28 protein-coding genes and 1 pseudogene are annotated in these 25,103 nt (G+C 72.0%); 13 read left to right on the top strand and 16 right to left on the bottom strand.

The window, feature by feature from the left end; all coding sequences use genetic code 11:
• Positions 1–173: 173 nt before the first annotated feature.
• The gene (locus ACFVSN_RS36040) at positions 174–1,700 is read right to left on the bottom strand and encodes a recombinase family protein (RefSeq protein ID WP_387957605.1); all 1,527 of its coding nucleotides are present in this window, start codon (positions 1,698–1,700) and stop codon (positions 174–176) included.
• 188 nt (positions 1,701–1,888) lie between these two features.
• On the opposite strand from ACFVSN_RS36040, the pseudogene ACFVSN_RS36035 reads away from it, so the two are divergent.
• Positions 1,889–2,032, top strand: a pseudogene (locus ACFVSN_RS36035) (cyclase); the annotation flags it as partial.
• Between the two features lie 223 nt (positions 2,033–2,255).
• Here ACFVSN_RS36035 and ACFVSN_RS36030 read toward each other — a convergent pair.
• The 3 genes from ACFVSN_RS36030 to ACFVSN_RS36020 form a co-directional block, all read right to left on the bottom strand.
• The gene (locus ACFVSN_RS36030) at positions 2,256–2,681 is read right to left on the bottom strand and encodes a hypothetical protein (RefSeq protein WP_387597479.1); all 426 of its coding nucleotides are present in this window, start codon (positions 2,679–2,681) and stop codon (positions 2,256–2,258) included.
• A gap of 173 nt (positions 2,682–2,854) precedes the next feature.
• Positions 2,855–3,031 carry a hypothetical protein gene (locus ACFVSN_RS36025; RefSeq protein WP_387597355.1) on the bottom strand — a complete coding sequence of 59 codons (177 nt, stop codon included), beginning with the start codon at positions 3,029–3,031 and terminating at the stop codon, positions 2,855–2,857.
• Positions 3,032–3,282: 251 nt separating this feature from the next.
• Positions 3,283–3,441, bottom strand: a complete 159-nt coding sequence (locus ACFVSN_RS36020; RefSeq protein WP_387597352.1) for a hypothetical protein — start codon at positions 3,439–3,441, stop codon at positions 3,283–3,285.
• Between the two features lie 380 nt (positions 3,442–3,821).
• Here ACFVSN_RS36020 and ddaH point away from each other — a divergent pair, with 380 nt between their 5' ends.
• The 7 genes from ddaH to ACFVSN_RS35985 all read left to right on the top strand — a co-directional run bounded on the left by ddaH (position 3,822) and on the right by ACFVSN_RS35985 (position 9,551).
• The gene (gene ddaH / locus ACFVSN_RS36015) at positions 3,822–4,661 is read left to right on the top strand and encodes a dimethylargininase (RefSeq protein WP_387597349.1); all 840 of its coding nucleotides are present in this window, start codon (positions 3,822–3,824) and stop codon (positions 4,659–4,661) included.
• Positions 4,658–5,683, top strand: a complete 1,026-nt coding sequence (locus ACFVSN_RS36010) for an iron-containing redox enzyme family protein (protein WP_387597346.1) — start codon at positions 4,658–4,660, stop codon at positions 5,681–5,683. Before ddaH ends, ACFVSN_RS36010 begins: the two co-directional genes overlap by 4 nt.
• Positions 5,684–5,724: 41 nt before the next feature.
• Positions 5,725–6,375 (top strand): HemK2/MTQ2 family protein methyltransferase, encoded by a 651-nt coding sequence (locus ACFVSN_RS36005; protein WP_387597343.1) that lies wholly within the window; start codon positions 5,725–5,727, stop codon positions 6,373–6,375.
• On the top strand, positions 6,362–6,586 hold the full coding sequence (locus tag ACFVSN_RS36000) for a CDGSH iron-sulfur domain-containing protein (protein ID WP_387597341.1): 225 nt from the start codon (positions 6,362–6,364) through the stop codon (positions 6,584–6,586). The genes ACFVSN_RS36005 and ACFVSN_RS36000 overlap by 14 nt, the downstream gene beginning before the upstream one ends.
• Before the next feature lie 76 nt (positions 6,587–6,662).
• Complete coding sequence (locus ACFVSN_RS35995; RefSeq protein WP_387597338.1) at positions 6,663–7,634, top strand: SDR family NAD(P)-dependent oxidoreductase; 972 nt, start codon at positions 6,663–6,665, stop codon at positions 7,632–7,634.
• Between the two features lie 37 nt (positions 7,635–7,671).
• Positions 7,672–8,856 carry an alcohol dehydrogenase catalytic domain-containing protein gene (locus ACFVSN_RS35990; RefSeq protein WP_387597335.1) on the top strand — a complete coding sequence of 395 codons (1,185 nt, stop codon included), beginning with the start codon at positions 7,672–7,674 and terminating at the stop codon, positions 8,854–8,856.
• Between the two features lie 155 nt (positions 8,857–9,011).
• The gene (locus ACFVSN_RS35985) at positions 9,012–9,551 is read left to right on the top strand and encodes a hypothetical protein (protein ID WP_387597332.1); all 540 of its coding nucleotides are present in this window, start codon (positions 9,012–9,014) and stop codon (positions 9,549–9,551) included.
• Positions 9,552–9,683: 132 nt separating this feature from the next.
• On the opposite strand, the gene ACFVSN_RS35980 is transcribed toward ACFVSN_RS35985, so the two are convergent.
• The 6 genes from ACFVSN_RS35980 to ACFVSN_RS35955 all read right to left on the bottom strand — a co-directional run bounded on the left by ACFVSN_RS35980 (position 9,684) and on the right by ACFVSN_RS35955 (position 13,688).
• Positions 9,684–12,029: a molybdopterin oxidoreductase family protein gene (locus ACFVSN_RS35980; RefSeq protein ID WP_387597329.1), complete on the bottom strand. Its 2,346-nt coding sequence runs from the start codon at positions 12,027–12,029 to the stop codon at positions 9,684–9,686.
• 35 nt (positions 12,030–12,064) lie between these two features.
• On the bottom strand, positions 12,065–12,538 hold the full coding sequence (locus ACFVSN_RS35975) for a hemerythrin domain-containing protein (protein ID WP_387597326.1): 474 nt from the start codon (positions 12,536–12,538) through the stop codon (positions 12,065–12,067).
• Between the two features lie 52 nt (positions 12,539–12,590).
• On the bottom strand, positions 12,591–12,788 hold the full coding sequence (locus tag ACFVSN_RS35970; RefSeq protein WP_387597324.1) for a hypothetical protein: 198 nt from the start codon (positions 12,786–12,788) through the stop codon (positions 12,591–12,593).
• 85 nt (positions 12,789–12,873) lie between these two features.
• The gene (locus ACFVSN_RS35965; RefSeq protein WP_387597321.1) at positions 12,874–13,197 is read right to left on the bottom strand and encodes a plasmid stabilization protein; all 324 of its coding nucleotides are present in this window, start codon (positions 13,195–13,197) and stop codon (positions 12,874–12,876) included.
• A 106-nt stretch (positions 13,198–13,303) separates the two neighbouring features.
• Positions 13,304–13,465 carry a hypothetical protein gene (locus ACFVSN_RS35960; RefSeq protein ID WP_387597320.1) on the bottom strand — a complete coding sequence of 54 codons (162 nt, stop codon included), beginning with the start codon at positions 13,463–13,465 and terminating at the stop codon, positions 13,304–13,306.
• A 55-nt stretch (positions 13,466–13,520) separates the two neighbouring features.
• A complete protein-coding gene (locus tag ACFVSN_RS35955; RefSeq protein ID WP_387597317.1) occupies positions 13,521–13,688 on the bottom strand; it encodes a hydrophobic protein in 168 nt (55 codons plus the stop codon).
• 339 nt (positions 13,689–14,027) lie between these two features.
• Between ACFVSN_RS35955 and ACFVSN_RS35950 the strand changes: the two genes are divergently transcribed.
• Together ACFVSN_RS35950 and ACFVSN_RS35945 are read left to right on the top strand one after the other, a co-directional pair.
• Positions 14,028–14,537: a flavin reductase family protein gene (locus tag ACFVSN_RS35950; RefSeq protein ID WP_387597314.1), complete on the top strand. Its 510-nt coding sequence runs from the start codon at positions 14,028–14,030 to the stop codon at positions 14,535–14,537.
• A 316-nt stretch (positions 14,538–14,853) separates the two neighbouring features.
• Positions 14,854–15,753 carry an SDR family oxidoreductase gene (locus tag ACFVSN_RS35945; protein ID WP_387597473.1) on the top strand — a complete coding sequence of 300 codons (900 nt, stop codon included), beginning with the start codon at positions 14,854–14,856 and terminating at the stop codon, positions 15,751–15,753.
• A 76-nt stretch (positions 15,754–15,829) separates the two neighbouring features.
• Here the strand turns inward: ACFVSN_RS35945 and ACFVSN_RS35940 are convergent, their stop codons facing one another.
• The 4 genes from ACFVSN_RS35940 to ACFVSN_RS35925 all read right to left on the bottom strand — a co-directional run bounded on the left by ACFVSN_RS35940 (position 15,830) and on the right by ACFVSN_RS35925 (position 19,405).
• The gene (locus ACFVSN_RS35940; RefSeq protein WP_387597311.1) at positions 15,830–16,987 is read right to left on the bottom strand and encodes a PP2C family protein-serine/threonine phosphatase; all 1,158 of its coding nucleotides are present in this window, start codon (positions 16,985–16,987) and stop codon (positions 15,830–15,832) included.
• A 347-nt stretch (positions 16,988–17,334) separates the two neighbouring features.
• The gene (locus ACFVSN_RS35935) at positions 17,335–17,874 is read right to left on the bottom strand and encodes a DUF6328 family protein (RefSeq protein WP_387600323.1); all 540 of its coding nucleotides are present in this window, start codon (positions 17,872–17,874) and stop codon (positions 17,335–17,337) included.
• 22 nt (positions 17,875–17,896) lie between these two features.
• On the bottom strand, positions 17,897–18,241 hold the full coding sequence (locus tag ACFVSN_RS35930) for a hypothetical protein (RefSeq protein ID WP_387600326.1): 345 nt from the start codon (positions 18,239–18,241) through the stop codon (positions 17,897–17,899).
• 195 nt (positions 18,242–18,436) lie between these two features.
• Positions 18,437–19,405 carry an LLM class F420-dependent oxidoreductase gene (locus tag ACFVSN_RS35925; protein ID WP_387600329.1) on the bottom strand — a complete coding sequence of 323 codons (969 nt, stop codon included), beginning with the start codon at positions 19,403–19,405 and terminating at the stop codon, positions 18,437–18,439.
• 193 nt (positions 19,406–19,598) lie between these two features.
• On the opposite strand from ACFVSN_RS35925, the gene ACFVSN_RS35920 reads away from it, so the two are divergent.
• The gene (locus ACFVSN_RS35920; protein ID WP_387600332.1) at positions 19,599–20,768 is read left to right on the top strand and encodes a YbdK family carboxylate-amine ligase; all 1,170 of its coding nucleotides are present in this window, start codon (positions 19,599–19,601) and stop codon (positions 20,766–20,768) included.
• A 49-nt stretch (positions 20,769–20,817) separates the two neighbouring features.
• Here ACFVSN_RS35920 and ACFVSN_RS35915 read toward each other — a convergent pair whose 3' ends face one another.
• The gene (locus ACFVSN_RS35915; RefSeq protein WP_387600335.1) at positions 20,818–21,066 is read right to left on the bottom strand and encodes a hypothetical protein; all 249 of its coding nucleotides are present in this window, start codon (positions 21,064–21,066) and stop codon (positions 20,818–20,820) included.
• Between the two features lie 787 nt (positions 21,067–21,853).
• Here ACFVSN_RS35915 and ACFVSN_RS35910 point away from each other — a divergent pair.
• On the top strand, positions 21,854–23,083 hold the full coding sequence (locus ACFVSN_RS35910; RefSeq protein WP_387600338.1) for an IS110 family transposase: 1,230 nt from the start codon (positions 21,854–21,856) through the stop codon (positions 23,081–23,083).
• Between the two features lie 17 nt (positions 23,084–23,100).
• Positions 23,101–23,370 (top strand): SsgA family sporulation/cell division regulator, encoded by a 270-nt coding sequence (locus ACFVSN_RS35905; RefSeq protein ID WP_387600341.1) that lies wholly within the window; start codon positions 23,101–23,103, stop codon positions 23,368–23,370.
• Between the two features lie 5 nt (positions 23,371–23,375).
• On the opposite strand, the gene ACFVSN_RS35900 is transcribed toward ACFVSN_RS35905, so the two are convergent.
• Positions 23,376–24,851 carry an aminotransferase class I/II-fold pyridoxal phosphate-dependent enzyme gene (locus tag ACFVSN_RS35900; protein ID WP_387600344.1) on the bottom strand — a complete coding sequence of 492 codons (1,476 nt, stop codon included), beginning with the start codon at positions 24,849–24,851 and terminating at the stop codon, positions 23,376–23,378.
• Positions 24,852–25,103: the final 252 nt, after the last annotated feature.

The raw sequence follows: 25,103 nt of genomic DNA, 5'->3' as shown, positions 1-25,103 counted from the left end.
TGGTGTTGAGGCCGCGGACGCGACCCGGACTCGGGTCCTGTCGATGGCGTCAGCCGGACACAGGCGAGCGCCGAGTAGGCAGCTCACCCGCGCCTCGGCAGCTCGTATCACGGGCCGTTAAGCTCCCGCAGGTCGCCGCCTGACACGCCACGTGCCGCAGCCGGCCTCACGCCCTACGCCGGACTTCCGGCGCACTCCAGCTGCCCTACGCGTGTTTCGAGTCCAGCGGGTAGGTACCAGCCTTCGATCGTGGGTGTCATGTAGAGGCGGGCTTTGAGGCCGAGGAGGAGCTGGCGGCGGTGTTCCTGGTCGGCTTGGGTCCAGGCGTCGGCGAAGGTCTGACCGGTATCGACGTCGACCCAGGCGGAGGGGCGTTGTGGGAGGGCTGCGAGGCGGCGGCGTTCGTCGACGAGGACTTCGAGGGCCTCGGAGTACTCGTCGTCGCCGCCGGGGTAGTCGAACAGGTTGCGGCGTTTCTCCTCGCGAAGGTCGCGCATGGCCTGGGTGACGTGGTAGAGCTGCTCGGTGTGGTCCTCGCCGGGGATGAACCCGCGCACCGTCATCGCCAGCCCCGCCAGGCGCTCCACCAGAGCGGTGATCGCGGCGGTGACCCGTTCCCCCTTCACGGACTGCCCCTTGCAAGCCGGTTTGCCCGCCGTCTTCGCGCACCGGTAGTACTCATACACCCGGCCGTTCATGGCGAGGTTCACCTGCCGGTAGAACCGGTCGCCGCAGCGGTCACAATGGACCACACCGAGCCAGGGCCAAGCCCCGTTGGAGCGTTCCTTGGTGACCGACCACTCGTCCATCGCCGCCTGGACCGCGGCCCACTCCTCCTCCGTGAACAACGGCTTGGCCATCCGGATCGGCAGGCCCTTCGCGTCACGGGCGATCTTGCGCGCCTTGACGGAGCGGCCGGTCAGCTTCAGGCCCATCGACGCCGGCGAGCGGAGGATCTTCCCCACGCTGGTGGGGTTCCAGTGGTTCGACGGCGGCGTCTTGCGCTTGCTCGAGTACGACTCGCCCTGGTTCTTGTACGCGTGGGTGGCCGGGGTGTCGAAACCCGCGGCTTCCAGGGCTGTGGCGATCATCCACTGGCTCTGCCCCTCCAGGAGAAGCTTGCCCATGTACCGGACGGCCTCGGACGTGACCGGGTCCGGTTCGAGGGTGCGCCCGCCGCCGGGACGGTCGACGATCCGGTACCCGTAGGGCGGCTGCCCGCCGGCCCAGCGGTCCGTCTTCCGCAGGTGCTTGTGCGCGGCGGTGACCCTCGCCTTGATCCGCTTGAGCTCCATCTCGGCGAAGATCGACGCCAGCATCAGGAACACCTTCGCCAGCTCGTTCCCGAACGACGACTTGCGGCCCTCCCGACAGTCCAGCGTGATGCCGTCGTCCGTGAACACCAGGACCTTGCGGTTCTCCTCTGCCCAGTGGGCGACATCGGCGCAGTCCTTGGCCGAGCGGAACGCCCGGTCGACCTTGGCCCACACCATCGCGTCCCACTCGCTCTGGCGGTCGGTGAGCCACGGCCCGAGGTCCGGACGCTTCCAGGGAGTGATCTCGGCGGAGACGTCCAGATCCTCGAAGGACCCGATGATCTCCCACTCCTTCGAGAGGGCGTGCCGGGTCGCCGACTCCGCCTGGACCAGGTGCGAGACCTTGCCCTCGTCCCCATGCGTGTCCGAGACACGCGAACCCACCACTGCTCGAACCGGCGCCGAAGCTGTCATGATGCCCACGGGAGGCCCCCTACCGCCCAGACCAGCGGACACCCTCGAAGAGGCTGCACTCGAACGGGTGGACCTTTTTCGAAAAGGCGTCTATCCGCTGGAGAGTAGACCTAAGTGTCTCGCCGGTATTGGGGAGAGCCGAGTTCGACACCGAGATCGTGGACCAGCTGCCCGACCACAAGATCGCCTGGCGCACCACCGGCGGCGAGGTCCAGCAGATGGGCGTGGTCACCTTCGAGCGGCTCGACGACCAGCACACCACGGTCCGCCTGGCCATCGACTTCGAGCCCGACGGCGTCGCGGAGAAGGCAGCCGACGCCATGGGGATGGTCGACCGCCGGGTCAAGGGCGACCTCAAGCGCTTCAAGTCCTTCATCGAGGATCACGGCGTCGAGGAAGGCGGCTGGCGTCGGCCGCATCACCCCGGGAGGCTGACAACCGACCTCGGCAGCTTGCCGAAGCGGTGGTGCCGGCCACGCCGGTGCCGCCGCTTCCTGCCGCGGAGGGCTGCTCGACCAGACAGGGTCAGCCGCTGCCGACTGCGCCGTTGCCGGCTTGCCACTCGCGGACTCGCGCGGTGTGCCAGTCGATGCCGCGCATGGCCTCGGCCTCCGACAATCCGCTCAGCTCCGCCACGACGCTCAGCCCCACCGGTGTGTCCAGGGTGGCCAGCGCGCGGCGGATCTTGGCTGCCCATTGCTCTTCCGGCATGAACGGCCGGTCCCGGTACTCCTCCACCAGAGCGGCCAGGTGGTCCACGGTGCACGCGGTCAACCCGCGTTTGCCGTCCAGGGACGGGTTGGTGTCGTGCACGGCCGAGGAGTCGGGAACGATCGCTGCCAGCAGTTCGTCGTCACCGGCTACCTGACCGCACAGATCGCAGATGTCGTACGGTTCGAAGTCCCCGGCCGAGGGCCGTTCGCCACCCGGAGGAACACAGCTGCCCGTCATGGCCGACGCCTTCCCTCCTCCCCCTGCTCGAAGTCCGTGGCCATCGCTTGAAGGCCCGGGTGCCCGGGGGCCACTGACCGGACCTCAGGGCCCGCGAGCCCGAGTCCGGCAAAGCGTGAACCGCCAGGTTTGTCCGCATGGCCCGCCGGTACCGGCGCAAACCCGGTGCCCGGTCAGTCCTTCTCCTGCTGGGGCGGGTCGGGGTTCTCCGTGCGTTGCTCGGCCACCGGCTTGCCGGCCCGGACAGTCTTGGCAGGTGCCGGCTGGTCCTCCGCCGGCCTGTCTTTCGTGGCGTCCGTCTCGTGGTGCAGGGGCACACCGCCGGCGCCGCCCTGGGGTACGTCATCCATCACTCTCTCCTCGCCGTTCCCGCCCGTGGCGCAGGGCCGGGGGTACAGCGCCGGCACGGCCGGTGGCCTGCCGGTTTCCCCCCTGCCGTCGACACAGGCGGGGTCCAGTTCCAATCGGGCCCGATCACGTCCGGGCGGGCCGCCAGCACTGGCCGGGGTACTGGGCGCTGTGGCCTGCGGCTGGGCGCCGGCGGCCTGGGCGATGGTGCGCCGGGCGCCGGGCGAGCCGGCCCGGCATCTGTCCGGCGTGGTCAGTCTTCGCCGAGGACGGCGTAGCGTTCCGCATCGTCCTGCTCCCAGCGCTTCTCGACCGGCTCAACGGGCGCCGGGCGGGGTTCGGCCTCGCGGTGCTCGGCCTGCTCGGGTATGCGGACGGCTCGGCCCGGGCCGCCGCCTTCGCGCGCGTCCATGGGGGCCACCTCCGGAGGTTCTCGAAAGCCCGAACCGGACTTCCTGGTAGGTGCTCTCGGCTACCCGGCCTCCCCTCCGGGAAACCCCTGCGAGAGTGACCGGCGGGCGTGGCACCGCGCACGGCGCCGCTGCTGCTGCCGCGGGCAACCGCCGCGCAGCGTGCCCTGAGAAGCCCCGGCCCGGACGCGTCTGGGGACCGGCGCGCTGGGTAGGCGCGAGTGCGGAGCAGGCGGGGATTTCGAGGTCCGGTGGCATCCGTGCCGCGGAGCCGTGCGGCCGGCCCTCACGGGCAGGGGTACCGGGCCGACACGGTGACCGAAGCCCTGCCGCCCGGCCGCCCCACCAACCCGTGGCTCCCCGAACCGCTCAGGAGCAGCTGATGACCACCACCGCCCCGACGCGGACCGCAACCCGCCGACGCTACCTGCTCTGCCCGCCGACCTACTTCACCGTCGAGTATGCGATCAATCCGTGGATGGACCCGAGTCGCCCGGTCGACACCGGTGCCGCTCTACGGCAGTGGCAGACGCTCCAGGCCACACTTCGGGAGCTGGGCCACCGGGTCGAGACCATCGCTCCACGGCCACGGCTTCCCGACATGGTGTTCGCCGCCAACGGCGCCTCGGTGGTGGACGGCCGTGTCCTGGTCGCCCGGTTCCGGCACCCCGAACGGGCGCCGGAGGCGGCGGCGCACCGCGTCTGGTTTCGCCGGGCGGGGTTCCGGCCTCTGGTCGCTCAGCTGCCGAACGAGGGCCAAGGCGACTTCCTGCCGGTCGGCGGCAGGGTCCTGGCGGGCTCGGGTCTGCGGACCAGTGCGGCCGCCCACCGTGAGGCCGAGCTGGCGTTCGGCTGGCGCGTCGTCAGCCTGCGGCTGACCGATCCGCGCTACTACCACCTCGACACCGCACTGGCCGTGCTGAGCGAGGACCAGATCATGTACTACCCCGCGGCCTTCACCCACGAGAGCGACCGCACTCTGCGCGCGCTCTTCCCCAGGGCGATCCTGGCCTCCGACCACGACGCGTCCGTCCTCGGGCTGAACGCGATCAGTGACGGCCGCCATGTCCTGCTGACGGACGCCGCCCACGATCTCGCCGCCCAGCTCCGCGCGGACGGCTTCGCGCCCGTCGGCGTGCACCTGCCCGAGCTGCTGAAGGCCGGCGGCGGACCGAAGTGCTGCGCCCTGGAGCTCCACCCGGCGCCCCGGAGGTCGGCGTGAACGCGCCCGACGGCCTGGCGCCAGTTCTGCCGCACCCTCGTGGCCCGGTCTGCGCCGAGCTCTTCCCCGCCCTGCGTACCACCCCCAGCCCGACGGCCCGGATCGGGCGCCCGCCGGTCGGCGACCCGTGGGGCGAAGACGTCCAGCTGGCGCTCTACGTCTGCTACGAATTGCACTACCAGGGCTTCGCCGAGGTCGACCCCGAGTGGGAGTGGCACCCGGCGCAGTTGGCCCTGCGGTCCGCGCTGGAGCGCACCTTTCTCACCGCTGTCCGGCGGGAGACCGGCGATCCGCGGCCGCTGGCCCGGGCCCTGGCCGGTCTGCTGGCCGACGACACGGGCGGAACCGGCCCGTCCCACCACCTGCTCGACCGCGGGGAGCGCTGGCAGGCGCGCGAGTATTTGGTGCACCGCTCGCTCTACCACCTGAAGGAGGCGGACCCGCAGATGTGGGTGGTGCCGCGGCTGCCCCACCCTGCCAAGGCCGCTCTGGTCACGGTGCAGTACGACGAGTACGGCGCCGGCCGCCCCGAGCGGGCCCACGCCCAGCTGTTCGCCGAGATGATGGCCGACCTCGGCTTGGACCCGGGCTACGGGCACTACCTCGACGCCGTCCCCGCGCCCACGCTGGCAGTGGTCAACCTGATGTCGCTGTTCGGTCTGCACCGCTCGCTGCGCGGCGCGCTCGTCGGCCAGTTCGCGACGGTGGAGATCACCTCCCCGCCCGGCGCCGCCCGCCTCGCCGCCGCGCTCGAACGCCTGGGCGCCTCCCCTGCGGGCACCCTGTTCTACCGCGAGCACGTGCTGGCCGACGCCGTCCACGAACAGCTCGTCCGGCGCACCGTCATCACGCCGCTGGTCAGGGACGACCCCTCGCTCGGCCCCGACATCGCCTTCGGAATCGCCGCCACCGGCGCCGTGGAGGGCCGGTTCGGAACTCACCTGCTCACTTGCTGGCAGCGCGGCCGCAGCTCCCTGAGGGCGCCCCTGGCCGAACTGCCCGTGCGGGTAGCGCGGATCTGAGGCTCATGGGTCAAGACGGATGAACTGGGCAGGCGCCCACCATGCTTCTCCTACAACCTCCCGGCGTCTATCCCGCTCAGGGCGACACCTCGCTCCTGATCGAGGCACTGCGCGACGAGCAACCACCACCGGGATCAACGCTTCTGGACCTCGGCACCGGCAGCGGGGCGGTCGCGCTGGCCGGCGCCGAACTGGGCGCCGCGGTGACCGCCGTGGACCTGTCCCGGCTGGCGCTGGCCACCGCCTGGGCGAACGCCCGGCTGCGTCACCTGCGCGTCACGCTCCGGCGGGGGGATCTGACCTCGCCGGTCACGCGTCGCCGCTTCGATTTCATCGTCTCCAACCCGCCCTACGTCCCCTCGGCCCGCAGCCGGCTCCCTCGGCGCGGCATCGCCCGGGCCTGGGACGCCGGGCCCACGGGGCGGCTGCTGCTGGACCGGATCTGCTCGCAGGCGCCCCGGCTGTTGACCGCCGGCGGCGTGCTGCTGGTGGTGCAGTCCTCCCTGGCGGACCCGGCGGCCACCGTCGCCGCGCTGCACCGAACCGGGCTGCGGGCCGGTGTGACGGCGACTCGGACCCAGCCGTTCGGGCCGGTCATGTCCGAGCGGACCCACTGGTTCGAGGACCGTGGTCTGATCGCGCGCGGTCAGCACGAGGAGACCTTGGTGGTGGTGCGCGGTGTCCGGCCGTGACGAACAGGCCGTTCCCCGGCTGCGGCTGACCGGCAGCGGTCCGGTGCTGGTCGACGGACCGGTGGAGATCGTGCTCCCCGACGGGCGGAGCATCCGGGCCGACCGCCCGGTGACCGAGCTGTGCACCTGCCGCCGCAGCCGCCGCTACCCCTTCTGCGACACCAGCCACCGCAACCGTGACCACGCGGAACACCCGTCGGCGGACACCTGAGAGTGCGCGCCGTCGTCAGCCGGGCCGGTAACGCGCCGGATCCCGCCCGGGATGATTGGAGAGCGAGATGAGGGCAATGTCGAAGCGAACCCCGACCGCCGGACGGATCGCCCTGGTGACCGGCTCCTCACGAGGTCTCGGCCTCCTGATCGCCGGCGAACTCGCCTCGCGCGGCTGCCGCGTAATGCTCTGCGGACGCGACGAACTCGCCCTCGCACGGGCCCTGGCCAAGCTGCGCGGACTGCCCGGGGCGGTCGCGGCCACCAGCTGCGACCTGACCTCCGCCGACGCCCCCGCCAAGCTACTTGACGGGGTGCGCCTCCACTTCGGGGCCGATGTCGACCTGCTGGTCAACAACGCCGGCTCGATCCAGGTCGGCCCGCTGTCCGCGCTCGGTGAGGAGGACTTCCGGGACGCCTACGAGCTGATGGCCCTCGCACCATTGCGGCTGGTCCAGGCCGTCCTGCCCGGGATGCTCGCCCGGGGGTCCGGGTCGATCGCCACCATCGGCTCGGTCGGCGGGCGGATCGCTGTCCCCCACCTCCTGCCCTACTCCACGGCCAAGTTCGCGGCCGTCGGCCTCTCGGAGGGCTTGGCCGCCGAACTGGCGACCACCGGCGTCCGGGTCACCACCGTGGTGCCCGGCCTGATGCGGACCGGCTCGCAGAACGGCGCCGAGTTCGCCGGGCGGCCGGGCCGGGAGTACGCCTGGTTCGCCACCGGCGCCTCGCTGCCGCTGGTCTCGATCGACGCGCGGCGGGCCGCCCGGCGGATCGCCGACGCCGTCGAACAGGGCCGCCGCGAACTGGTGCTCACGCCACTGGCGAAGGCCGCAATGCTGGTCCACGGCTTGGCGCCTGCCACCACCGGCCGGGCCCTCGCCATGGCTTCCCGGCTGCTGCCCCCGGCCGGCGACACCCCCGAACCCCGCCGCTCCGGGGCAGAGGCGGCCCGCAGCCACCGGCGCGGCGGCTTCCTCCACCGCTTGACCGTGCTCGGCGAGCGCGCCGGGCACCGAAACAACGAACCGTCCGCCCAGTGGCGTTGAACGTCCGTCCACCGCCCCAGTCTCCGAGGAGGAACCGATGAAGGCAGTCACCTGGCAGGGGCGCCGCACCGTCGAGGTCCGCAGCGTGCCCGACCCGCGGATCGAGCAACCCACCGACATCCTGGTCGAGGTCACCACCACCGGCCTGTGCGGCTCCGACCTGCACCTGTACGAGGTCCTCGGCGCATTCCTGGACGAAGGCGACATCCTCGGCCACGAGGCCATGGGCATCGTCCGCGAGACCGGGCCCGGCGTCCACGCCCTCACCCCTGGCGACCGGGTCATCGTCCCGTTCAACATCTCCTGCGGCACCTGCTTCATGTGCGTCCAAGGGCTCCAGTCCCAGTGCGAGACCACCCAGGTCCACCCCTACGGCACCGGCGCGGCCCTGTTCGGCTACACCAAGCTCTACGGGCAGGTCCCCGGCGGGCAGGCCGAGCTGCTGCGGGTGCCGTTCGGCAACACCCTGCCGGTCGTCGTCCCGCACGGACCGCCCGACGACCGGTTCGTGCTGCTCACCGACGTCCTGCCCACCGCCTGGCAGGCCGTCGAGTACGCCGACATCCCGCCAGGCGGCAGCCTCGCGGTGCTCGGCCTCGGCCCGATCGGCGACATGTGCACCCGCATCGCCGCCCACCGGGGCGCCGGCACCGTGATCGGGGTGGACCTGGTGCCCGAACGGCTGGAGCGGGCCGAGCAGCGCGGGGTCGAGGTGCTCGACCTGGCCCGGCTCGGCAGCGGGGTGGTCGCGGCGGCCCGTGAGCTGACCGGCGGCCGGGGCCCCTGCGCGGTGATCGACGCGGTCGGCATGGAGGCCCACGGCTCCCCCGCTGCCACCGCCGCGCAGCGCATGACCTCGCTGCTGCCCGACGCCTTGGCCGCCCGCCTGATGACCCGCGTCGGCCTGGACCGCCTCCACGCCCTGCACCTGGCCGTCGACATGGTGCGCCGCGGCGGCACGATCTCGCTGTCCGGCGTCTACGGCGGCATGACCGACCCGATGCCGCTGCTGACCATGTTCGACAAGCAGCTCACCGTCCGGATGGGCCAGGCCAACGTCCTGCGCTGGATGCCCGACCTGCTGCCGCTGCTCGCCGACGGCGACCCGCTCGGAGCCGAGCAGTTCGCCACCCACCACGTCCCGATCGCCGAGGCCCCGGACGCCTACCGGATGTTCCAGGCCAAGCAGGACGGCGCCGTGAAGGTGCTGTTCCAGCCGTAGACACGGACCGCTGCCGCCCTCGGGGTGCGTGCGCGAGCACGGCGCGGCCGCTCGCAGGACGATGAAGTGACCAGCACCGTGTCCGTACCGCCCCCGGCCGAGGGGCGCCGCATCCACCCGGCGTCCCAGTTGGTCGTCGCACCGAAGGATTCGTGATGTCCCCACAGCCGTTGGCCGAGCCCCTGCACATCTACCTGAACGACCACCTGACCGGCGCGTTCGGCGGCGCCGCCCTCGCCGAGCGCATGGCCCGCACCCATCCCGGCAGCCGCCGCGCGAGCGACCTGTGGCAGCTGGCCCGCGACATCGAGCAGGACCGCGACGACCTCGTACGGATCATGAACCGGCTCGGCGTACCCGTCCGGCGCTACCGGACCTGGCTCGGCCTCGCCGGTGAACGGCTGGGCCGGCTTAAGCCCAACGGGACCGTGGTCCGCCGCGCACCGCTCAGCGACCTGATCGAACTGGAGGCGCTGCGCACCGGCGTCGAGGGTAAGGCCGCGCTGTGGCGGGCACTGCACGCCATCGCCGACAGCGACGAGCGCCTGGACCGGGTCCAGCTGGAACGGCTTGCCGAGCGGGCCGCCGAGCAGGCACGCACGCTAAACGGCTGGCACCAGGCGGTCAGCGCCGCCGTACTCGGGCACCGCCGCGCGACCCGGCGGCCGGACTCCGGCACGGGAACCGTCCTGTGAGCGGCTCGCGCCCGGCACGGGCCGTCTCCCTGCGCCTGCCGGCTGGACGCCGGCAGCGCGTGGCCGAGGCCCTGCGCCTCCTCCCGAGCCCTCTGTGCCCGGCACCCTGACCGGCAGGAGCTCGCGCCAGGTTCAGTCGTGCTGTTCGAGGGGGGCGATGCTGGCGGTGGCGGTCTTGAAGACCGGTTGCTTGGAGGCGGGGTCGAGGCGGGTGGGGATGAGTTCGTTCGCCGCCCGGTCGTGGCGGGCGGGGCCGTCTGCGAGATCGGGTTCCTGGTCCCAGTAGCCGTAGTGAAACGGCAGGAAGAGCAGGCCCTCGCGGATGCCGGTGATCCGGACCCGCGCGGCGACGGTGCCGCGGGCGGTGGCGACGGCGGCCATCTGCCCGTCGGCGAGGCCGTACCGGTCGGCGTCAGCGCGCGAGCATTCGACCCAGACCTCGGGGGCGGCGCGCTGGAGCTCGGGAACGCGGCCGGTCTTGGTGCGGGTGTGGAAGTGGTAGATGGTGCGGCCGGTGGTCGGCCACAGCGGGTGCCGCTCGTCCGGGGGTTCGGGCGCCGGCTGGTAGTCGGCGCCCCGCAGGACGGCCTTGCCGTGCGGGTTCAGGGCGCGGTACTGGGCTTCGGTGGCGGGCTCGCCCGTATTGAGGTCGCGGCCGTACGTCTCGCACACGTCCGGGTGGGCCGGGAAGTCGCCATCGGCGTACAGCCGCGAGGTGCCGGCGGGTCGTTCGGGCGTGGCGGGCCACTGGGTTCCGCCGTGGTCGCGCAGCAGCCGGTAGCTGAGGCCGGTGTAGGCGCACGGGCGGCCGGCGCTGCACCGCTGCCAGGCGGCGAACGCCTGCTCGGGACCGTTCCAGGTGATCAGCGGCTGCCCGGTGCGGTCGCGCAGGTCCATGCGGCGGGCGAAGTCGAGGAAGATGTCGAGGTCTGGCCTCGCCTGGCCGGGCGGGTCGACGGCCTGTTCGGAGAGGTGGACGGTGCGGTCGGCGTTGGTGAAGGTTCCGGTCTTCTCGCCCCAGGTCGCGGCGGGGAGCACCACGTCGGCGAACTCGGTGGTCTCGGTCGGGAAGATGTCCTGCACGACGGTGAACAGGCCAGGACGGGCGAGGACGCGGCGGATGCGGGCGAGGTCGGGCAGGGACACGGCCGGGTTGGTCGCACTGATCCACAGGAACGTCAGCTCGCCGGTCTCGGCGAGGCGGAACAGCTCCAGCGCGTGGGTGGGCGGCCCGCCGTGGTCCAGGACGGCGGGGTCGATGTTCCACAGGCCGGCGAGTTCGGCGACGTGGCGCGGGTTCGCCCAGTTCCGGAAGCCCGGCAAGTCTCCGTTGGCGCCGCACTCGCGGGTGTTCTGGGCGGTGGGCTGACCGTTCATCTGGAGCACGCCGGCGCCGGGACGCCCGAGCTGTCCGCGCAGCAGGTGCAGGTTGTTGATCTGCACCGCCGCGGCGGTGGCCTGATGGGACTGGTAGACGCCTTGCAGCACGGTGGACACGAGCCGGTCGGTGCCCGCGAGCAGCTCGGCGGCACGGCGGATCTCGCGGACGCTCAAGCCGCAGATGCCGGCCGCCCACTCCGGGATGCAGGGCGCTACGCGCGCCACCAGGTCCCGGTAGCCGACCGCGTGCGCCTCGACGTAGCGGGTGTCGACGAGGCCGGTGACGATGATCTCGCGCAGCAGGGCGTTCAGGAGGGCGAGGTTGGTGCCCGGGCGCGGTGCCAGGTGCAGGGCCGCTTCGCGGGCGGTCGCTGTGGGGCGGGGGTCGAGGACGAGCAGCGCGGGCGGGTCGGCGCCGTGGAGGCGGTCGAGGATGCGCATCCAGAGCACGGGCTGGCACTCGGCGACGTTGTGGCCCCACAGCGCGATCACGTCGGCGTGGTCGATGTCCTCGTAGCTGCCGGGCTGGCCGTCGCAGCCGAAAGACTCCTTGAGCGCCTCGCCCGCGGTGGCGGTGCACAGCCGGGTGTTGCCGTCGAGGTGGTTGGTGCCGATGCCGGCCCGGGCGAGCACGGTGAGCGTGTAGTACTCCTCCAGGAACAGCTGCCCGGAGGTGTAGAAGCCGACCGCGCCCGGCCCGCCCCCATCCAGGGCGGACCGGCACCGACGGGCGATGGCGTCCAGGGCCGTGTCCCAGTCCGTGTCCACCAGCCTGCCGTCACGGCGGATCTGCGGCGCCGTCAGGCGGTCGGGCGAGGCGTTGGCCTGCCAGCCGAACAGGTCCTTGATGTCGAGCCGCCCGCGGTTGACCCGGTCGCCTGTGCGGCCTCGGACGCCGACGATCCGGCCGTCGCGCACCGCGATGTCCATGGCGTCGCCGTTGGAGTGGAGCAGCGACGCGGAGGGCACCCACCGCTGCACGTCCGCCTCGGTGAGGCCGTCGGCCAGCTGTAGGTCCACACGGGCCGGCCAGGGATCACCGGGTGCGTACGGGGTTCTCACGCCCCAGGGGTCGGTGATGCGGTCCACGGCCGTCACTCCTTCCGTCGCCCCCAGGTCGGGGCAACGCCCTCTTACTCGTCGGCGCTGGGGACCTTCAGCGGGTCGCGGGTGGCGGTCTTCTTGGCCTCTTCGAGCTGCTCGCCGAGTTCCACGAGGCGGTTGCGGCCCATGGCCTTGCGCACCTGGGGGAACCAGTCCTTCTCCTCCTCCTCGACGTGGTGGCGCACGTTCTCGATCAGCACGGTCATCTTGGCGTCGAACCGCTCGTCCTCCGGGTCCATGGCGGCGAGTTCGGAGAGCATCCACACCACGACGTGGTGCTCCTCGACGCTCTCCAGCACGTGGTCGGTGGTGTCCGGGGCGGCCTCGCGGGCAGCGGGGTAGAACACCGTCTCCTCGATCACGGCGTGCACGGTCAGCTCTTCGATGACCTGGTCGGCGATGCGGCGCTTGTCCGCGTGGGCGCCGTCATCGGCCTTCTCGAACTCCTTGAACAGCTTCTCCACCGTCTTGTGGTCGTCCTTGAGCAGAACGATCGCGTCCATCACAAACCTCGATCCGTGGGTCTCGACGCGTCCGGCCGGCGGGCGCCGCCGGTCAGGGGGCCTGGGTGTCGGCGGCGGGCGGCTCGGCCTCCTCCCCGTCCTCGTGGTCGTCCGCGGCCCTGGCTCGGGCTTCCTCGGGAGTGGGAGTCGTGGTGTTCCGCTCCTGCTCGCACCGCTCCCGGACAGTGCCGTCGTCTTCGCCACGGGGGTCGTCGTGCTCGTGGTGGGCAGCCGTGCCGTCCGTGCTCATTGCATCGTCCTTCCGTGTTTGGGGGGCGGCTGTGGGCAGCCCCGCAGCACGCAGGCGCCACGCCGGTCACCGGCGCGCCGTGCGGTCAGTGGCCCAGGGCGCTGGCGAGTTCCTGCTTGTTCATCGTCGAGCGGCCGTGGATGTTGCGCTGCTTCGCCTCGTTGTACAGCTGCTCCTTGGTGGGTCCCTGGGAGCCGGAGTGAGAGCGCTGGCCTCCGCGCCGGGAGGAGGACATGTCGTGGGTGGAGGAGCGGCTGGCGGTCTTCGACTCGCCGTGCCGGGCCCGTTCCTTGTTCACGGTCCGCGCCGCGATCTCCTTGGCCCGCTCGGGGCTCTTCCCGCTCTTCAGCTCACTGTCCTTGATGTGCTCGTACTGGCGTTCACGCTTCTTGTTCGAACCCGCGGGCATGATCCCTCCTCTGTGGGGTGGCGGAGCGTCTACCCCGCGCGTGGGGAACGACTCCTGACCGGGCCGGCCGCTCCGCCGGTCGCTGTAACCAGACGGAGCGGTGCCCTCAGCGGGCAGAACGCCCGCGCGCGGCGGCCAGCCCGAGATGGGCCAGGCCGGCCACGAACACGACAATGCCGATGAACAGCAGATAGAGCACTCCGTGGACGGCGACGCCTACCAGTCCCAGGAGGATGGCGATCACCGTCAGTGCCAGGAACACGGTCACAACCAGACCTCCGCCCCCCGGCCTGGATGACCGGCACGGTTGTGACCGGCACGGGCTACCACCGGTACCAGCGGCTGCGCCCGCCCTCCGCCGCCCCGCGGAAGACGAAGCCGAGCAGCCACAGCGCCAGGACCACCAGCGCCACCCACCACAGCACGTGGACGGCGAATCCCAGACCGCCCAGGACCAGCGCGAGCAACAGAACGAGAACAAGAGCGAGCATGGGAGGCTCCCTTTCCGACAAATTCCCGGTGCCCGGGAGACGTGCCCGGGCAAGCAGCCACAGGGCGCTGCGACACCGCGTGTACCCGTCTTCCGCGAACCGACACAAGGCGTCATCACCTCCGCCCAGGCCCGACCGGCGCGACCGGACGCCTGCGGCGCGGTGGCGCGCGGCCCGGGGGTAAGGGCCGTGCGCCATCCGATCGGGACCGGCTCGGACGACCGCGGCGGCAAGACCCGCCGCTCACTCCTCGGTGGCAGAGTGGGGTGCGGCGGCAGGAGCACGCTGACCGCGCGACGGCGTGGCGGCCCGACCGGCTGCGGATCGGAGTGTGGGCACATGGACGGAAGGCGGTCCACATCGGCGGAGCAGGGCGACGGGTTCGACGCCTTCACGGACCTGCTCGACTACCCGCTCTACATCGTGACGGCCACGACCCCTGCCGGGCGGGCCGGCTGTCTGGTCGGCTTCGCAAGCCAGTGCTCGATCGACCCGCCACGGTTCGTCGTGTGGCTCTCCACCGCCAACCGCACCTACCGCGTCGCTCTGGCGGCCGAGCACCTGGCCGTCCACCTGCTGCCGCCCGACCACGCCCTGGCCGAGCTCTTCGGCGGCCGCACCGGGGACACCACCGACAAGTTCGCCCTGGCCGAATGGACTTGCGGCCCCGCCGACACGGTACTGCTGCGCGACGCACCCGCCTGGTTCGTCGGCAAGGTCCTGCACCGCCTGGAGGGCGGGGACCACGTCGGCTTCCTCCTCGCCCCGGTGGCGGTCGGCCGCGGCCCGGCCGCCCGGCCGATGACCTACCGGCAGGCCCGGGGCATCGAACCGGGCCACCCCGCCTGACCGTCTGGATCAAGCCCAGGCCACCGCCCTGCTGCGCCACCCCGACTTCCTGGAACCCGTCGCCGCCCTTCACCGCTGCCGGCTCCTGGAGCGGTTGCTCGTGGAGGGCGCCGAAGCGGCGTGACCCGCGCGCCGGGCCGCGATCGACACCGCCGCCACACTGGTGATCCCGTGCGGCCCCAATCGGGTGAGCGGGGCGCCCCGGGCCCGCGGTGCACAACGCGGTGCCGCGGCGGGACGGGCAGACTCGGCGGGTACGGCGGGAAGCGCCAGGCCATGACAGTGGCACGCGTCCGCTGGCGAGGAGGACGACGTGGTGACCCGTGCGGACCAGAACACCCAGCAGAATCCAGCCCAGCAGTACCCGCGCCCTCCGCTTCCCGAGCAGAGCCTGCCGCACCCCGGCAGCGGCGAGCAGATGCAACCGCGGCCGGACCACGGCGAAGCCTCCTACCGCGGCTCGGGCCGCCTGACGGGCAAGGTCGCGCTGATCACCGGCGGCGACTCCGGGATCGGGCGAGCGGTTGCCCTCGCGTTCGCCCGCGAGGGCGCCGACATCGCGTTCTGCCACCTGCCCGAGGAACGGGCCGATGCCGACACCACCGCCGCCCTGATCGCACAGGCCGGCCAGCGGCCCCTGCCCATCGCCGGGGACCTGCGGGACGAGGGCTTCTGCACCCGGCTCCCCGACCAATGCCTCACCGACCTCGGCGGCCTGGACATCCTCGTCAACAACGCCGCCTACCAGATGTCCCAGCCCGACGGGCTCACCGCGATCACCACCGCCCAGTTCGACCGGGTCATGCGCACCAACCTCTTCGGCATGTTCTGGCTCACCAAGGCCGCCTTGCCCAGCCTGCGTCCCGGGGCGTCGATCATCAACACCGCCTCGGTGCAGGCGTACAAGCCGAGCCCGCACCTGCTGGACTACGCGATGACGAAGGCGGCGATCGTCGCGTTCACCCAGGGCCTGGCCCAGCAGCTCGCCCCCGACGGGATCCGGGTCAACGCCGTAGCGCCAGGGCCGGTGTGGACACCGCTGATCCCCGCGACCATGGACGAGGAGAAGGTCGCACACTTCGGCGAGCAGTCGCCGCTCGGCCGCCCCGCCCAACCCGCCGAGATGGCCCCCGCCTTCGTGTTCCTCGCCTCGCCAGAGGCGTCGTACATCACCGGCGAGATCCTCAACGCCACCGGCGGCACCCCGCTGCCCTAAGGCACCGACGGCTCGGCCGGACCGGGCAGTGCGATCCCGCCGCTAAACACCGGGCGTCCTGTCGCAGGGGCGAGCCTCAGGGCCCGTACCAGTCGAGGCAGACGATCGTGGCGTCGTCCTGAGGGTGTCCGACGCACGCGTCGTTGACTGCCTGGACCGTGGTGCGGACCACTTCGCGGGGGTGATCGGCGGCGGTGTTGCGGATCACGTCGGGAAGGTCGACCGAGTGCGCCTGCCGGTCCTGCGTACCGTCCGTGTACAGGAGCAGCCGGTCGCCCGGTTGCAGGTCCAGGTCCTGCACGTGCCAGGGGCCGGGCCCGTGGACGCCGAAGGGCAGGTCGACCGCCAGCGTGACCTCCTCGACCATGCCCTTGCGCAGGCGCAGCGGCCAGGGGTGGCCGGCGTTGACAAGCTGGGCGCCACCTCCGTCGAGGGCGATGCGCAGGAGCTGGCCGGTGGCCAGGGTGTGGTGGCCGTGGTCGAGGAGGGCCTGGTTGGTGCGGCGGGCCTGTTCGGCGAGGTCGGTTCCGGCGCGGCGGGCGCCGCGGGAGGCGTTGACCAGCAGGGTGGCCATCAGGGAGGCGCTGACGTCGTGGCCCATCGCGTCGGTGATGGCCAGGTGCAGGGTGCCGCGGTCGAGGCTGTAGTCGTAGGTGTCCCCGGCGATGGCGTTGGTCGGCACCAAGGCGCAGGCCAGGGCGAACTGCGCTGCCTCGCAGGAGGGGGCGGTGGGCAGGAGCTGGCGCTGGATCTCGGCGGCGAGGCTGATCGGGGCCGTGCGCTGGCTCCAGTGGTAGAGGTCGGTGAAGCGGCGGTCGGTGACGACGATGTACGCCAGCGCGTGCGCGGCTTCCTCGATCTGTTCCAGCACGTCGGGGGTGACCTCAGTGAGGAACAGCTCCAGGACGCCGATGGTGTCGCCGCGGTTGGTGACGGGTGCCACCAGGCGCTGCCCGCGCTCGGAGTCTTCCGCCTGCACGAGGTGCTGGCTGCGCAGGACCCTGTCGTAGATGCTGCCCGCCAGGGGGATCTGCTCGGCATGGCGGCCTTGCTGCGGGCCGTCCTCCTCGCTGATCCGCACCACCTGCCGCCCCACCACGTCGACGAACAGGAACGTCACGTCCCGGGCGCCGAACCGCTCCCGCAGGTTCTGCGCGACCATGTCCAACGAAGCCACCGGTGCCGCGCTTTCGGCTGCGGCCAGCAGCTCGGCCAAGCCGATCCGGTCATCCATCTCCCTCGTCTCCCGCCGCGTCCCCCGCGTCCCGGTCCTGTCCTGCCACCATCGTCGCGCGATTTTCCTCCCTCCACCTCGTACGCGCCGCGGCGAGCGGCCGTGGTCACGGGGAGCTTCGCGGGATCCCGGAAGCGCGGTGCCTGCCTGCTGTCCCGACCCCCGCTCGCGCACCGACCGTGTCCGGCCCGCACTTCAGCACGGGTATCCCCGGTCCGAGCGAGCCCCGGCGCAGTCAACCCGCCGGCCACTCCGATGGCAGCCTCAGGACATCGGTGCAGGTGATTGACCACCGGGCACAGATCACAGGCGCTCGGGCCCGGCGCAGGTCCGCACGGTCCGGGGTGTCAGGACGACGGCTGGCCGTCGCTTCCAGCGCGAGGGTTCTCGCGTGGGGCTGCCTGGCGCGCGGCGGTGCGCCGCAGTACGACCTGCGGCAGGACGAGCCACGTGGTGGTGAACCACAGCAGGACGGCGCCGCTGATGATCCACGCGGCGGCCGGGTTGCCGGTCGCCGTCCGCAGGAGGAGCAGGAGGGCGGCGGCGATGGTCAGGGCGAGGGTGATGAGCCCGGTGGTGATGAGGTGGCCGGCGACGTGGATGAGCTCGGGTTTCATACCGTGCCCGGCGAGGAGGCGGTGGAAGGCCACGGGGGCTATGAGGGCGCCGGTGGCGAGGGCGCCGAGGATCACGGTGGCGGTGTAGAGGTTCTTGTCGAAGCCGGGCAGGGCGGCGAAGCGGGGGGTGAAGGCGACACCGATGAGGAAGCCGAACAGGATCTGCGCGCCGGTCTGGCACACGCGCACCTCCTGGAGCATGTCGGCCCACATGCGGTCGGCCCGCTCCTGCGGGGTCTCGTGCCGGCCTGCGGAGCCGTCGTTCGCCATCAGAGCCTCCACCGTTGGCCGGTCAGGGGCGGTCGTCGTGGTGGCCACACAGCCACGCCAGCGCCTGGTAGGCGCCCAGGGCGCCCCTACTGTCGGCGCCTGCGGCCAGGGCCTCGCGCAGGCTGACCGCAGCGGCCTGGCATTCGGCCAGCAGCTGGGCCCGGCAGGGCCCGGCGGCGCCGAGTGCGGCACTGGCGGTGACCGGTGCCGCGACCTGAGTCCCGACGGCCCACCGGTAGGCGCCCAGGACACCGTGGTCGAAAGCGGTCCACGGCTGCGGGCTCCGGTTCGCGGCCTCGACCGCGTCGAACACCTCGTCCAGCCGGCGCACCCCCACGGCCGGGACCGCCGTCTCGTCACTGGTCATGCCCGCAACCTACGTCCGCGGAGCGGAGCCCGCCGCTGGACGGGCCAGCCCAGCGGCGGACCGGCCGGGCTGTGCCCGGTGGCACGTCGGCGACCGGGTGAACCGGTACCGGAAGCCAAGCATGGGTGTCGCTGGTCGCCGTGTCGGCGAGCGGGGAGGGACGGAACGGGCATCTTGTACGGGAGTGGGGCGGGTTCACAAAGCTTCTCGCAGCGCGGGCAGCAGGGTGGTCTCGGCCCAGTCGAGGAACGCGGGCTGGCTGTCGCCACCGATCTGGACAAGGGCGACCTCGCCGAACCCGGCGTCGGCGAACGGCCGGACCGCTTCGACGAAATCCTCGACCCGGTCACCGCAGGGGATGGCCTCGGCCACGTCCTCAAGGCGGACGAAGCGACTCGCTGCGGCAAAGCCCGCCGTGCCGGGCAGCTCGGCGTTGACCTTCCAGCCTCCGCCGAACCAGCGGAACTGCTCGTGGGCCCGTCGCACGGCCGCGTCCCGGTCGGTGCCCCAGCACACCGGCAGCTGGCCCACCGCCGGCTTCCTGGCACCGCCGTGCTGCGCGAAGCCCCCGACCAGCTCCGGGTCCGGCTCCACGGCGATCACCAGGTCCGCCAGCCAGCCCGCCAGTTCGCAGGAGTCCGGCCCCGAGACGGCGATGCCGATCGGTGGTGGCTGGTCGGGAAGATCCCACAGCCGGGCACCCTCGACGTCGAAGTACCGGCCCTTGCGGCTGACATACCCGCCGTCGAACAGCTCACGGATGATCTGCACGGCCTCGTCGAGCATCGCCTGGCGCACCGCCACCGCAGGCCAGCCGCGGCCGACGACGTGCTCGTTGAGGTTCTCGCCGCTACCCAGACCGAGCCGGAAGCGGCCCTGGGAGAGCAACTGCACCGTGGCCGCCTTCTGCGCCACCACCACCGGGTGGTAGCGGAAGGTCGGGCAGGTCACATAGGTCATGAGCGGGATGCGGGAGGTGGCCTGCGCCGCGGCGCCGAGCACCGCCCACGCATACGGGGCGTGGCCCTGCTCGTCCAGCCAGGGGAAGGAGTGGTCGGAGATCACCGAGAAGTCGAACCCGGCCTGCTCCGCCCGCACCACGTCCGCGACCAGGTCCCTCGGGCCGCGCTGCTCGGTCATCATCGTGTATCCGATTTTCACCATGGCCCGCGTCTGCCCCGGGCGTCGCCCTGCACACGGGTAGCCCGGTCAGCGACGAGCAGCACCTCCGTCGTTTCCGCCCGCTCGGGCGGGACATACGCAGGGCGACAAGGGAGCGTCGCCTCATGATTCAGGACTTCTGCCAACGCAATGCTGCCCGGCACCAGCCGCCGGCCACGGTCACGGGGCGCCGGAGATGACCGGCCGTGAGGAGGCCCTCAAGTTCGGGGTCGAGGAGGAGTTCCTGTTGGTCGACCCGGTGACGCGGCGGACCGTGCCCCGCGCTCACCTCGTGGTGCCGTACGCCGCCCGCGCCTTGGGGCCCCGGGCGCAGCGCGAGTTCCTGGCGACCCAGGTCGAGGCGTGCACGCGCCCCGTGACGACCGCCGCGGGCCTGCGGTCGGAGCTGCTGGGTGCGCGCCGGGTCATGGCCGAGGCGGCCGGGAGCGCCGGGTGTCTGCTGGTGGCCAGCGGCACCGCGGTCGTGGCCAGCGACCACCCGCTGGCGCTCACTCCCACGGATCGCTACCGGCGGGTCGCAGCTCACGTGGACGGCGCGGCCGACCAGGTGGGCGGTGAGATCTGCGGCCTGCACGTCCATCTGGGTGACCTCAGCCGCGCCGACGCCCTGGCGGTCAGCGCCCACCTGCGCCCGTGGCTGCCCGTTCTCCAGGCGCTGTGCGTCAACTCGCCGTTCTGCGAGGGGCACGACCGCGGTGCCGCGAGCAGCCGGGCCGGCCGCTACCTGGCGTGGCCCACCTGCGGACCCGCCCCGGTCCTGGACGCGGAAGGGTACGAGCGGACCGTGCGGCGGCTGACCGCCGATCAGGTGATCCTCGACCGCAAGATGCTCTACTGGTATGCCCGGCCGTCCGAGCACCTCCCCACCCTGGAGGTGCGGATCGCCGACACCAACGCGGACCCCGACACCCCGCTCCTCCTGGCCATGCTGCTGCGCGCCCTGGCCGGCACCTTCCTCGCCGACCACCGCGCCGGCAGCCCGCCGCCCCGCATGGCGACGGTGGTCCTGCGCGAGGCCCATCGCCAAGCCGCGGTCGGCGGCCTCGCCGCGACCGGGACCCACCCGTTCACCGGGCACCGCCTGCCCATGCGCCGCCTGGTGGCCGACCTGTTCGACCTCACTGCTCCTGCCCTGGCCGCGGCGGGCGACCTGGAGGCCGCCCGGGTGCTTGTGCACGCTCGGCTGACCGGCGGCACCGGCGCCGACCGGCAACGGGCCGTGTTCTCCCGCCGCCAGTCGCTGACCGACGTGGTCGACGACCTCGCCCGGCTCACCGCCGGACCTTCGACTGCCGTTCCGGGCCCCGACTCCCCCGCCTTGGAGCGCATCGCCGCGCCCATGTGACCCGCGCGCCGCCCTCGGGCAGAGGAGCAGAAGAAGCAGGGGCGGATACTCAGCCGTCCGCTGCAGGCAAGGCAGTCCGGCGCACCTGGCCGGCCTCCAGCTCGACGAGGACGGCGAGCACCGGTTGCAGCCAACGCACCACGGAGCGGCCCGGATGCGGCTCCCGCAACCGCCCTGCGACCTGGGCGCCGACGGCATGCTCCTGGTCCGTCAGCTCCCCGGCCACCAGCCTCCGGCCGTCACCGAGCATCACCAGGAGCCTCAGCGCGCCGCCCGGTTCACCGAGGACCCCGATCACCCAGCCCCTCACCATGACCTGGTCGGACGCCGCTCCAGCGCGGACAGTGCAAGCATCAGCAGACTCCCTCCTTGCGCGAGGTGTGATCAGCCGAGCATGGCAGCACTCCCTGGTCCGCGCGATCCACTCGCCCGCGGCTCCTGTCGGATCTGCCTGACGAGTACTTACCCGTGTCAGTCCGCGCGACAACCTGGCGCAGGGCGCAGAAGCGCTCACGTGGGCTGCTTTCCAGCAGTCCTGAGGACATCCGACGACCAGCGTGCCCCGAAGGCAACGGAGTTGTGCAGAGTCCCGCGGGTGTGACTGGCGGACAGATGCCGGGGTAGGCGGTGCTGGCAGCGTCGCCCGGCCCGGGTCGGCGCACCTCAGGAAGGTGATCGGATTACTGAAGTCCGCCGTCCGCCGACTGCCCGTCACGTTCCCCGACAGCCTGATGCCCGACACCCCGGTCGAAGCCGAGTTGCGCTTCGACGCCGAACTCCCCTACGCGGCCTGCCTGGTGTTCGCGCCCGCCTCGCTCGGCTGCGCGATCGGTTCTAATGGGCGCCGTCGGGCAGTAGGAGAGACTACGGCCCGTAGCCGCCAGCAGGTGAGCACTTCTCTGTTCGGAGCCATCGTGAGCTCTGAGGTCAGACCGTGCCCCTGCTGGTCGGCCGGGGGGCCTGACTGCTGATGGGATGGCGTGCCCGCCAGGCAGGTTGGGCGTGAGCACTTGATCCATTAGAACGCGAGCCGTGCCTTCCGCTGGCTGCGTACCACCCGAAGCCAAGAGAACTGGGGAAGACCAGTGCTGTTCGTCGGCGACGACTGGGCCGAAGACCACCACGACGTGGAGCTGCAGAACGAGACGGGCCGAAAGCTGGCGAGCGCACGGCTGTCGGAGGGCGCCGAGGGCATCGCGAAGCTGCACGCCCTCATCGCCCGCCACGGCGGCGAGGACCTGGAGCCCGGGCGGGTGACGGTCTGCATCGAGACCGACCGGGGCCCGTGGGTGCAGGCCCTGATCGCCGCCGGCTACCGCGTCTATGCGGTCAACCCCCGCCAGGCGGCCCGGTTCAAGGAGCGGTACGGCACCTCGGGGGCCAAGAGCGACAAGGGCGACGCGCACGCGCTGGCGGACATGGTCCGCATCGACGGAGCTCAGCTGCGGCCCGTCGCCGGCGACAGCGACCAGGCCGAGGCCATCAAGGTCGTCGCCCGCGCCCACCAGACCCTGATCTGGGAACGCACCCGCGCCTTCCAGCGGCTTCGCAACACGCTCCGCGAGTACTTCCCCGGCGCACTGAACGCCTACGCGAGTCTGGAGCTCACCAGTGGCGACGCCCTGGAACTGCTGCTCAAGGCGCCCACCCCGGACCAGGCGGCGAAGCTGACGAAGACCCAGATCACCGCCGCGCTGGCCCGTCAGCGCCGACGCAACCGGGACCAGCGGGCCGCCGCGATCCAGGCCACACTGCGCGAGCCCCAGCTCGGTGTCGCGGCTCCGGTCGCCGCCGCCTACGCCGCGGCGGCCACCGCCCACGCGAACCTGATGCTCGCCCTGAACGAGCAGATACAGATGCTGGAAGAGCAGGTGAGCGCGCATTTTCGCGCGCACCCGGACGCTGAGATCTACCTGTCGATGCCCGGCATCGGCGAGATCACCGGCGCCCGGGTGCTCGCCGAGTTCGGAGACGACCCGACCCGCTACGACACCGCCAAGGCCCGCAAGAACTACGCCGGCACCAGCCCGATCACCCGAGCCTCCGGCAGGACCCACGCCGTCCACTCCCGCCACGCACGAAACCACCGCCTCGCCGACGCCCTGCACAAGCAGGCGTTCTCCGCCATCAGCACCTCGCCCGGCGCCCGCCGCTACCACGACAAACAGCGCGCCCGCGACGCCGGCTACAACCCCGCCCTGCGCCAGCTCGGCAACCGTCTCGTCGGCATCCTCCACGGATGCCTCAAGACCCGCACCCTCTACGACGAGGCCACCGCGTGGTCACACCATGCAACCCTCACCACCGCCGCTTGACATCCCTACGCCATGGGATGTCTGAGCTGTGCTGGTACTTCGGCCGCGACCTGCTGAACGAGGGCCGCCACGCCCCGGCCGGCAGCGGAGACGTCAGAGTCCGGCCCGGCCCCGCCGGCGAAGTCCTGATCAGCCTCCACGGACCGGACGGCCACGCTGTGCTCAGCGCCCCGCAGGGCGCCGTGGCCGGCTTCCTCGCGGACGCCTTCACCCTGGTACCCGCAGGATCGGAAGGCGATCACCTCGACATCGACACGGTCCTCGCGCGCCTGCGCGCCGACGGCTGATCTCCTCACGCCGCGTCGTCGCGGGCGACGACCCGCACGCTGCGCAAGTCGGGGTCGGCGGAGTCGGGGATGAGCATTCCGGCGTCGTGCCCGGTGCGCAGGTAGTCGATGACGTCCTCGTTGAGACGCTCGCCGGGCAGGGCGGCCGGGATGCCGGGCGGGTAAGGGGTGAGCATCTCGGCCGCGACGCGGCCCGGGGCCTCGTCGATGGGGACCTGCTCGGTGGGGCCGAAGAACGCGTCGCGCGGCAGCATCGCCTGCTCCAGGCGAAGCTGCGGCGGGTCGGGCACCAGTACCGGCGGGTCGGCCGGGAAGCCGGGCGCGGCCTGGACCAGTTCGGCCAGCCCCCGCAGCAGGGTGTCTGCGGTCGTGGAGTCGTCGGCGTGGGTGAGCTGGGCGCTGATGCGCCGGTGGTCGCACACGTGGAGCGTGATCTGGTGGTGGGAGCGCAGCCAGTCCCCGGCGCGGTATCCGCTGGTGCCCAGTTCGGAGATGTCGACGATGACCTGGAGCGGGTCGAGATCGGCGGCGAGGCCGGGTGCGCAGAAGTCCGCGCGGCCGTGGACGTGCAGGCCCTCCAGCGCCTCGATACGCTCGCGGACACCGGCGGCGAGGTCGAGAGCGTGGTCGTAGAGCGTGCGGCCGTGCTGGACCATCTGGCGCCGCCAGCCGTCCAGGGCCGCGTAGATCAGGGCGGAGGGGCTGGTGGTGCCCAGCAGGTCCTCGCGCTGCTTGAGGACGGCCGGGTCCACCAGGTCGCCTTGGAGGTGGAAGACCGAGCTCTGTTCGAGGGCGGAGCCCATCTTGTGGACGGAGGTGACGCAGACGTCCGCGCCCGCGTCCATCGCCCAGGTCGGCAGGTTCGGATGGAAAGGCAGGTGGGCGCCCCACGCCTCGTCCACGATCAGCGGCTTCCCGGCTGCGTGGCAGACCTCGGCGATGGCCAGCAGGTCGGCGCACGTCCCGTACGGGGTGGGTGAGGTGACCAGCGCCCCGCGTGCGTCCGGATGGCGGTCGAGCATGACGGCGAAGGACTCCGCGGATGGCGGGTGTGCCAGGTGGAGCCGCACGTCCCACTGCGGTTCGACCCAGACCGGGCGGATGCCGGCGAGGACGAGGCCGGCGATCACGGACTTGTGTGCATCACGGCCCACCAGGATTTCCTCGTGCGGCCCGGCGACCGAAAGCATCGCGGCTTTCACCGAGAGGGAGCTGCCGCAGGTGGAGAAGAACGTGTGCTCTGCCCCGACGGCCTCCGCCATCAGGGTCTGGGCGTGCTGAAGGATGTGGCGGGAGTCCGTGCGGTCATCCAAGCCTCCGGTGGCAAGCACGTCCGCCCGGAACACGTCGGTGCCGAGCGTGGCCAGCACGCGCGGGTCGGTCCCGCGGCCCTGTTTGTGACCTGGCGGCGTGAAGCACGTAAGCGGGTTGGCATGGAACGCCGCGAGGGCTTCGAGCACCGGTGCCTGGGACTGGTCCATGACCGGCGTGTGCCCCGTGCCGAAGGCCAGAAACGCGAGCTCCGACCTCTGCAAGCGATCTTTGACTGACCCAGGCCCAAAGACATAGCACAGCAAATGGCGTGAGATTGCGCCGCCGAGTCCCCCTGGTCCGCATGTCGGTTCTCCCAATAGAGCCAATACCGCCTCCACTTCTCGGCAGTCCATGAGGGCATCGACCGGCTCCCCAGCAACGAGTGCGGGGTTCTCCTCCTAGTACTGCAACGGTGCTTA

Source organism: Kitasatospora sp. NPDC057904 (assembly GCF_042887925.1).
In the GTDB taxonomy this organism is placed as follows: Bacteria; Actinomycetota; Actinomycetes; order Streptomycetales; family Streptomycetaceae; genus Kitasatospora.
The sequence above is the reverse complement of the archived record's forward strand: the minus strand, read 5'-3'. Positions and strand labels throughout refer to the sequence as shown.

Bases quoted from the DNA above. Each gene is read 5' to 3' on its own strand.
- ACFVSN_RS36030 (WP_387597479.1), bottom strand. From the start codon at position 2,681: ATGACGGGCAGCTGTGTTCCTCCGGGTGGCGAACGGCCCTCGGCCGGG.
- ACFVSN_RS35940 (WP_387597311.1), bottom strand. From the start codon at position 16,987: ATGGATGACCGGATCGGCTTGGCCGAGCTGCTGGCCGCAGCCGAAAGC.
- ACFVSN_RS35965 (WP_387597321.1), bottom strand. From the start codon at position 13,197: ATGCCCGCGGGTTCGAACAAGAAGCGTGAACGCCAGTACGAGCACATC.
- ACFVSN_RS35995 (WP_387597338.1), top strand. From the start codon at position 6,663: ATGTCGAAGCGAACCCCGACCGCCGGACGGATCGCCCTGGTGACCGGC.
- ACFVSN_RS35930 (WP_387600326.1), bottom strand. From the start codon at position 18,241: ATGACCAGTGACGAGACGGCGGTCCCGGCCGTGGGGGTGCGCCGGCTG.
- ACFVSN_RS35955 (WP_387597317.1), bottom strand. From the start codon at position 13,688: ATGCTCGCTCTTGTTCTCGTTCTGTTGCTCGCGCTGGTCCTGGGCGGT.
- ACFVSN_RS36005 (WP_387597343.1), top strand. From the start codon at position 5,725: ATGCTTCTCCTACAACCTCCCGGCGTCTATCCCGCTCAGGGCGACACC.
- ACFVSN_RS36025 (WP_387597355.1), bottom strand. From the start codon at position 3,031: ATGGATGACGTACCCCAGGGCGGCGCCGGCGGTGTGCCCCTGCACCAC.
- ACFVSN_RS35985 (WP_387597332.1), top strand. From the start codon at position 9,012: ATGTCCCCACAGCCGTTGGCCGAGCCCCTGCACATCTACCTGAACGAC.
- ACFVSN_RS35990 (WP_387597335.1), top strand. From the start codon at position 7,672: ATGAAGGCAGTCACCTGGCAGGGGCGCCGCACCGTCGAGGTCCGCAGC.
- ACFVSN_RS35950 (WP_387597314.1), top strand. From the start codon at position 14,028: ATGGACGGAAGGCGGTCCACATCGGCGGAGCAGGGCGACGGGTTCGAC.
- ACFVSN_RS35905 (WP_387600341.1), top strand. From the start codon at position 23,101: ATGTCTGAGCTGTGCTGGTACTTCGGCCGCGACCTGCTGAACGAGGGC.
- ACFVSN_RS35900 (WP_387600344.1), bottom strand. From the start codon at position 24,851: ATGGACCAGTCCCAGGCACCGGTGCTCGAAGCCCTCGCGGCGTTCCAT.
- ACFVSN_RS35920 (WP_387600332.1), top strand. From the start codon at position 19,599: ATGACCGGCCGTGAGGAGGCCCTCAAGTTCGGGGTCGAGGAGGAGTTC.
- ACFVSN_RS35970 (WP_387597324.1), bottom strand. From the start codon at position 12,788: ATGAGCACGGACGGCACGGCTGCCCACCACGAGCACGACGACCCCCGT.
- ACFVSN_RS35935 (WP_387600323.1), bottom strand. From the start codon at position 17,874: ATGGCGAACGACGGCTCCGCAGGCCGGCACGAGACCCCGCAGGAGCGG.
- ACFVSN_RS36020 (WP_387597352.1), bottom strand. From the start codon at position 3,441: ATGGACGCGCGCGAAGGCGGCGGCCCGGGCCGAGCCGTCCGCATACCC.
- ACFVSN_RS35975 (WP_387597326.1), bottom strand. From the start codon at position 12,538: ATGGACGCGATCGTTCTGCTCAAGGACGACCACAAGACGGTGGAGAAG.
- ACFVSN_RS35925 (WP_387600329.1), bottom strand. From the start codon at position 19,405: ATGGTGAAAATCGGATACACGATGATGACCGAGCAGCGCGGCCCGAGG.
- ddaH (WP_387597349.1), top strand. From the start codon at position 3,822: ATGACCACCACCGCCCCGACGCGGACCGCAACCCGCCGACGCTACCTG.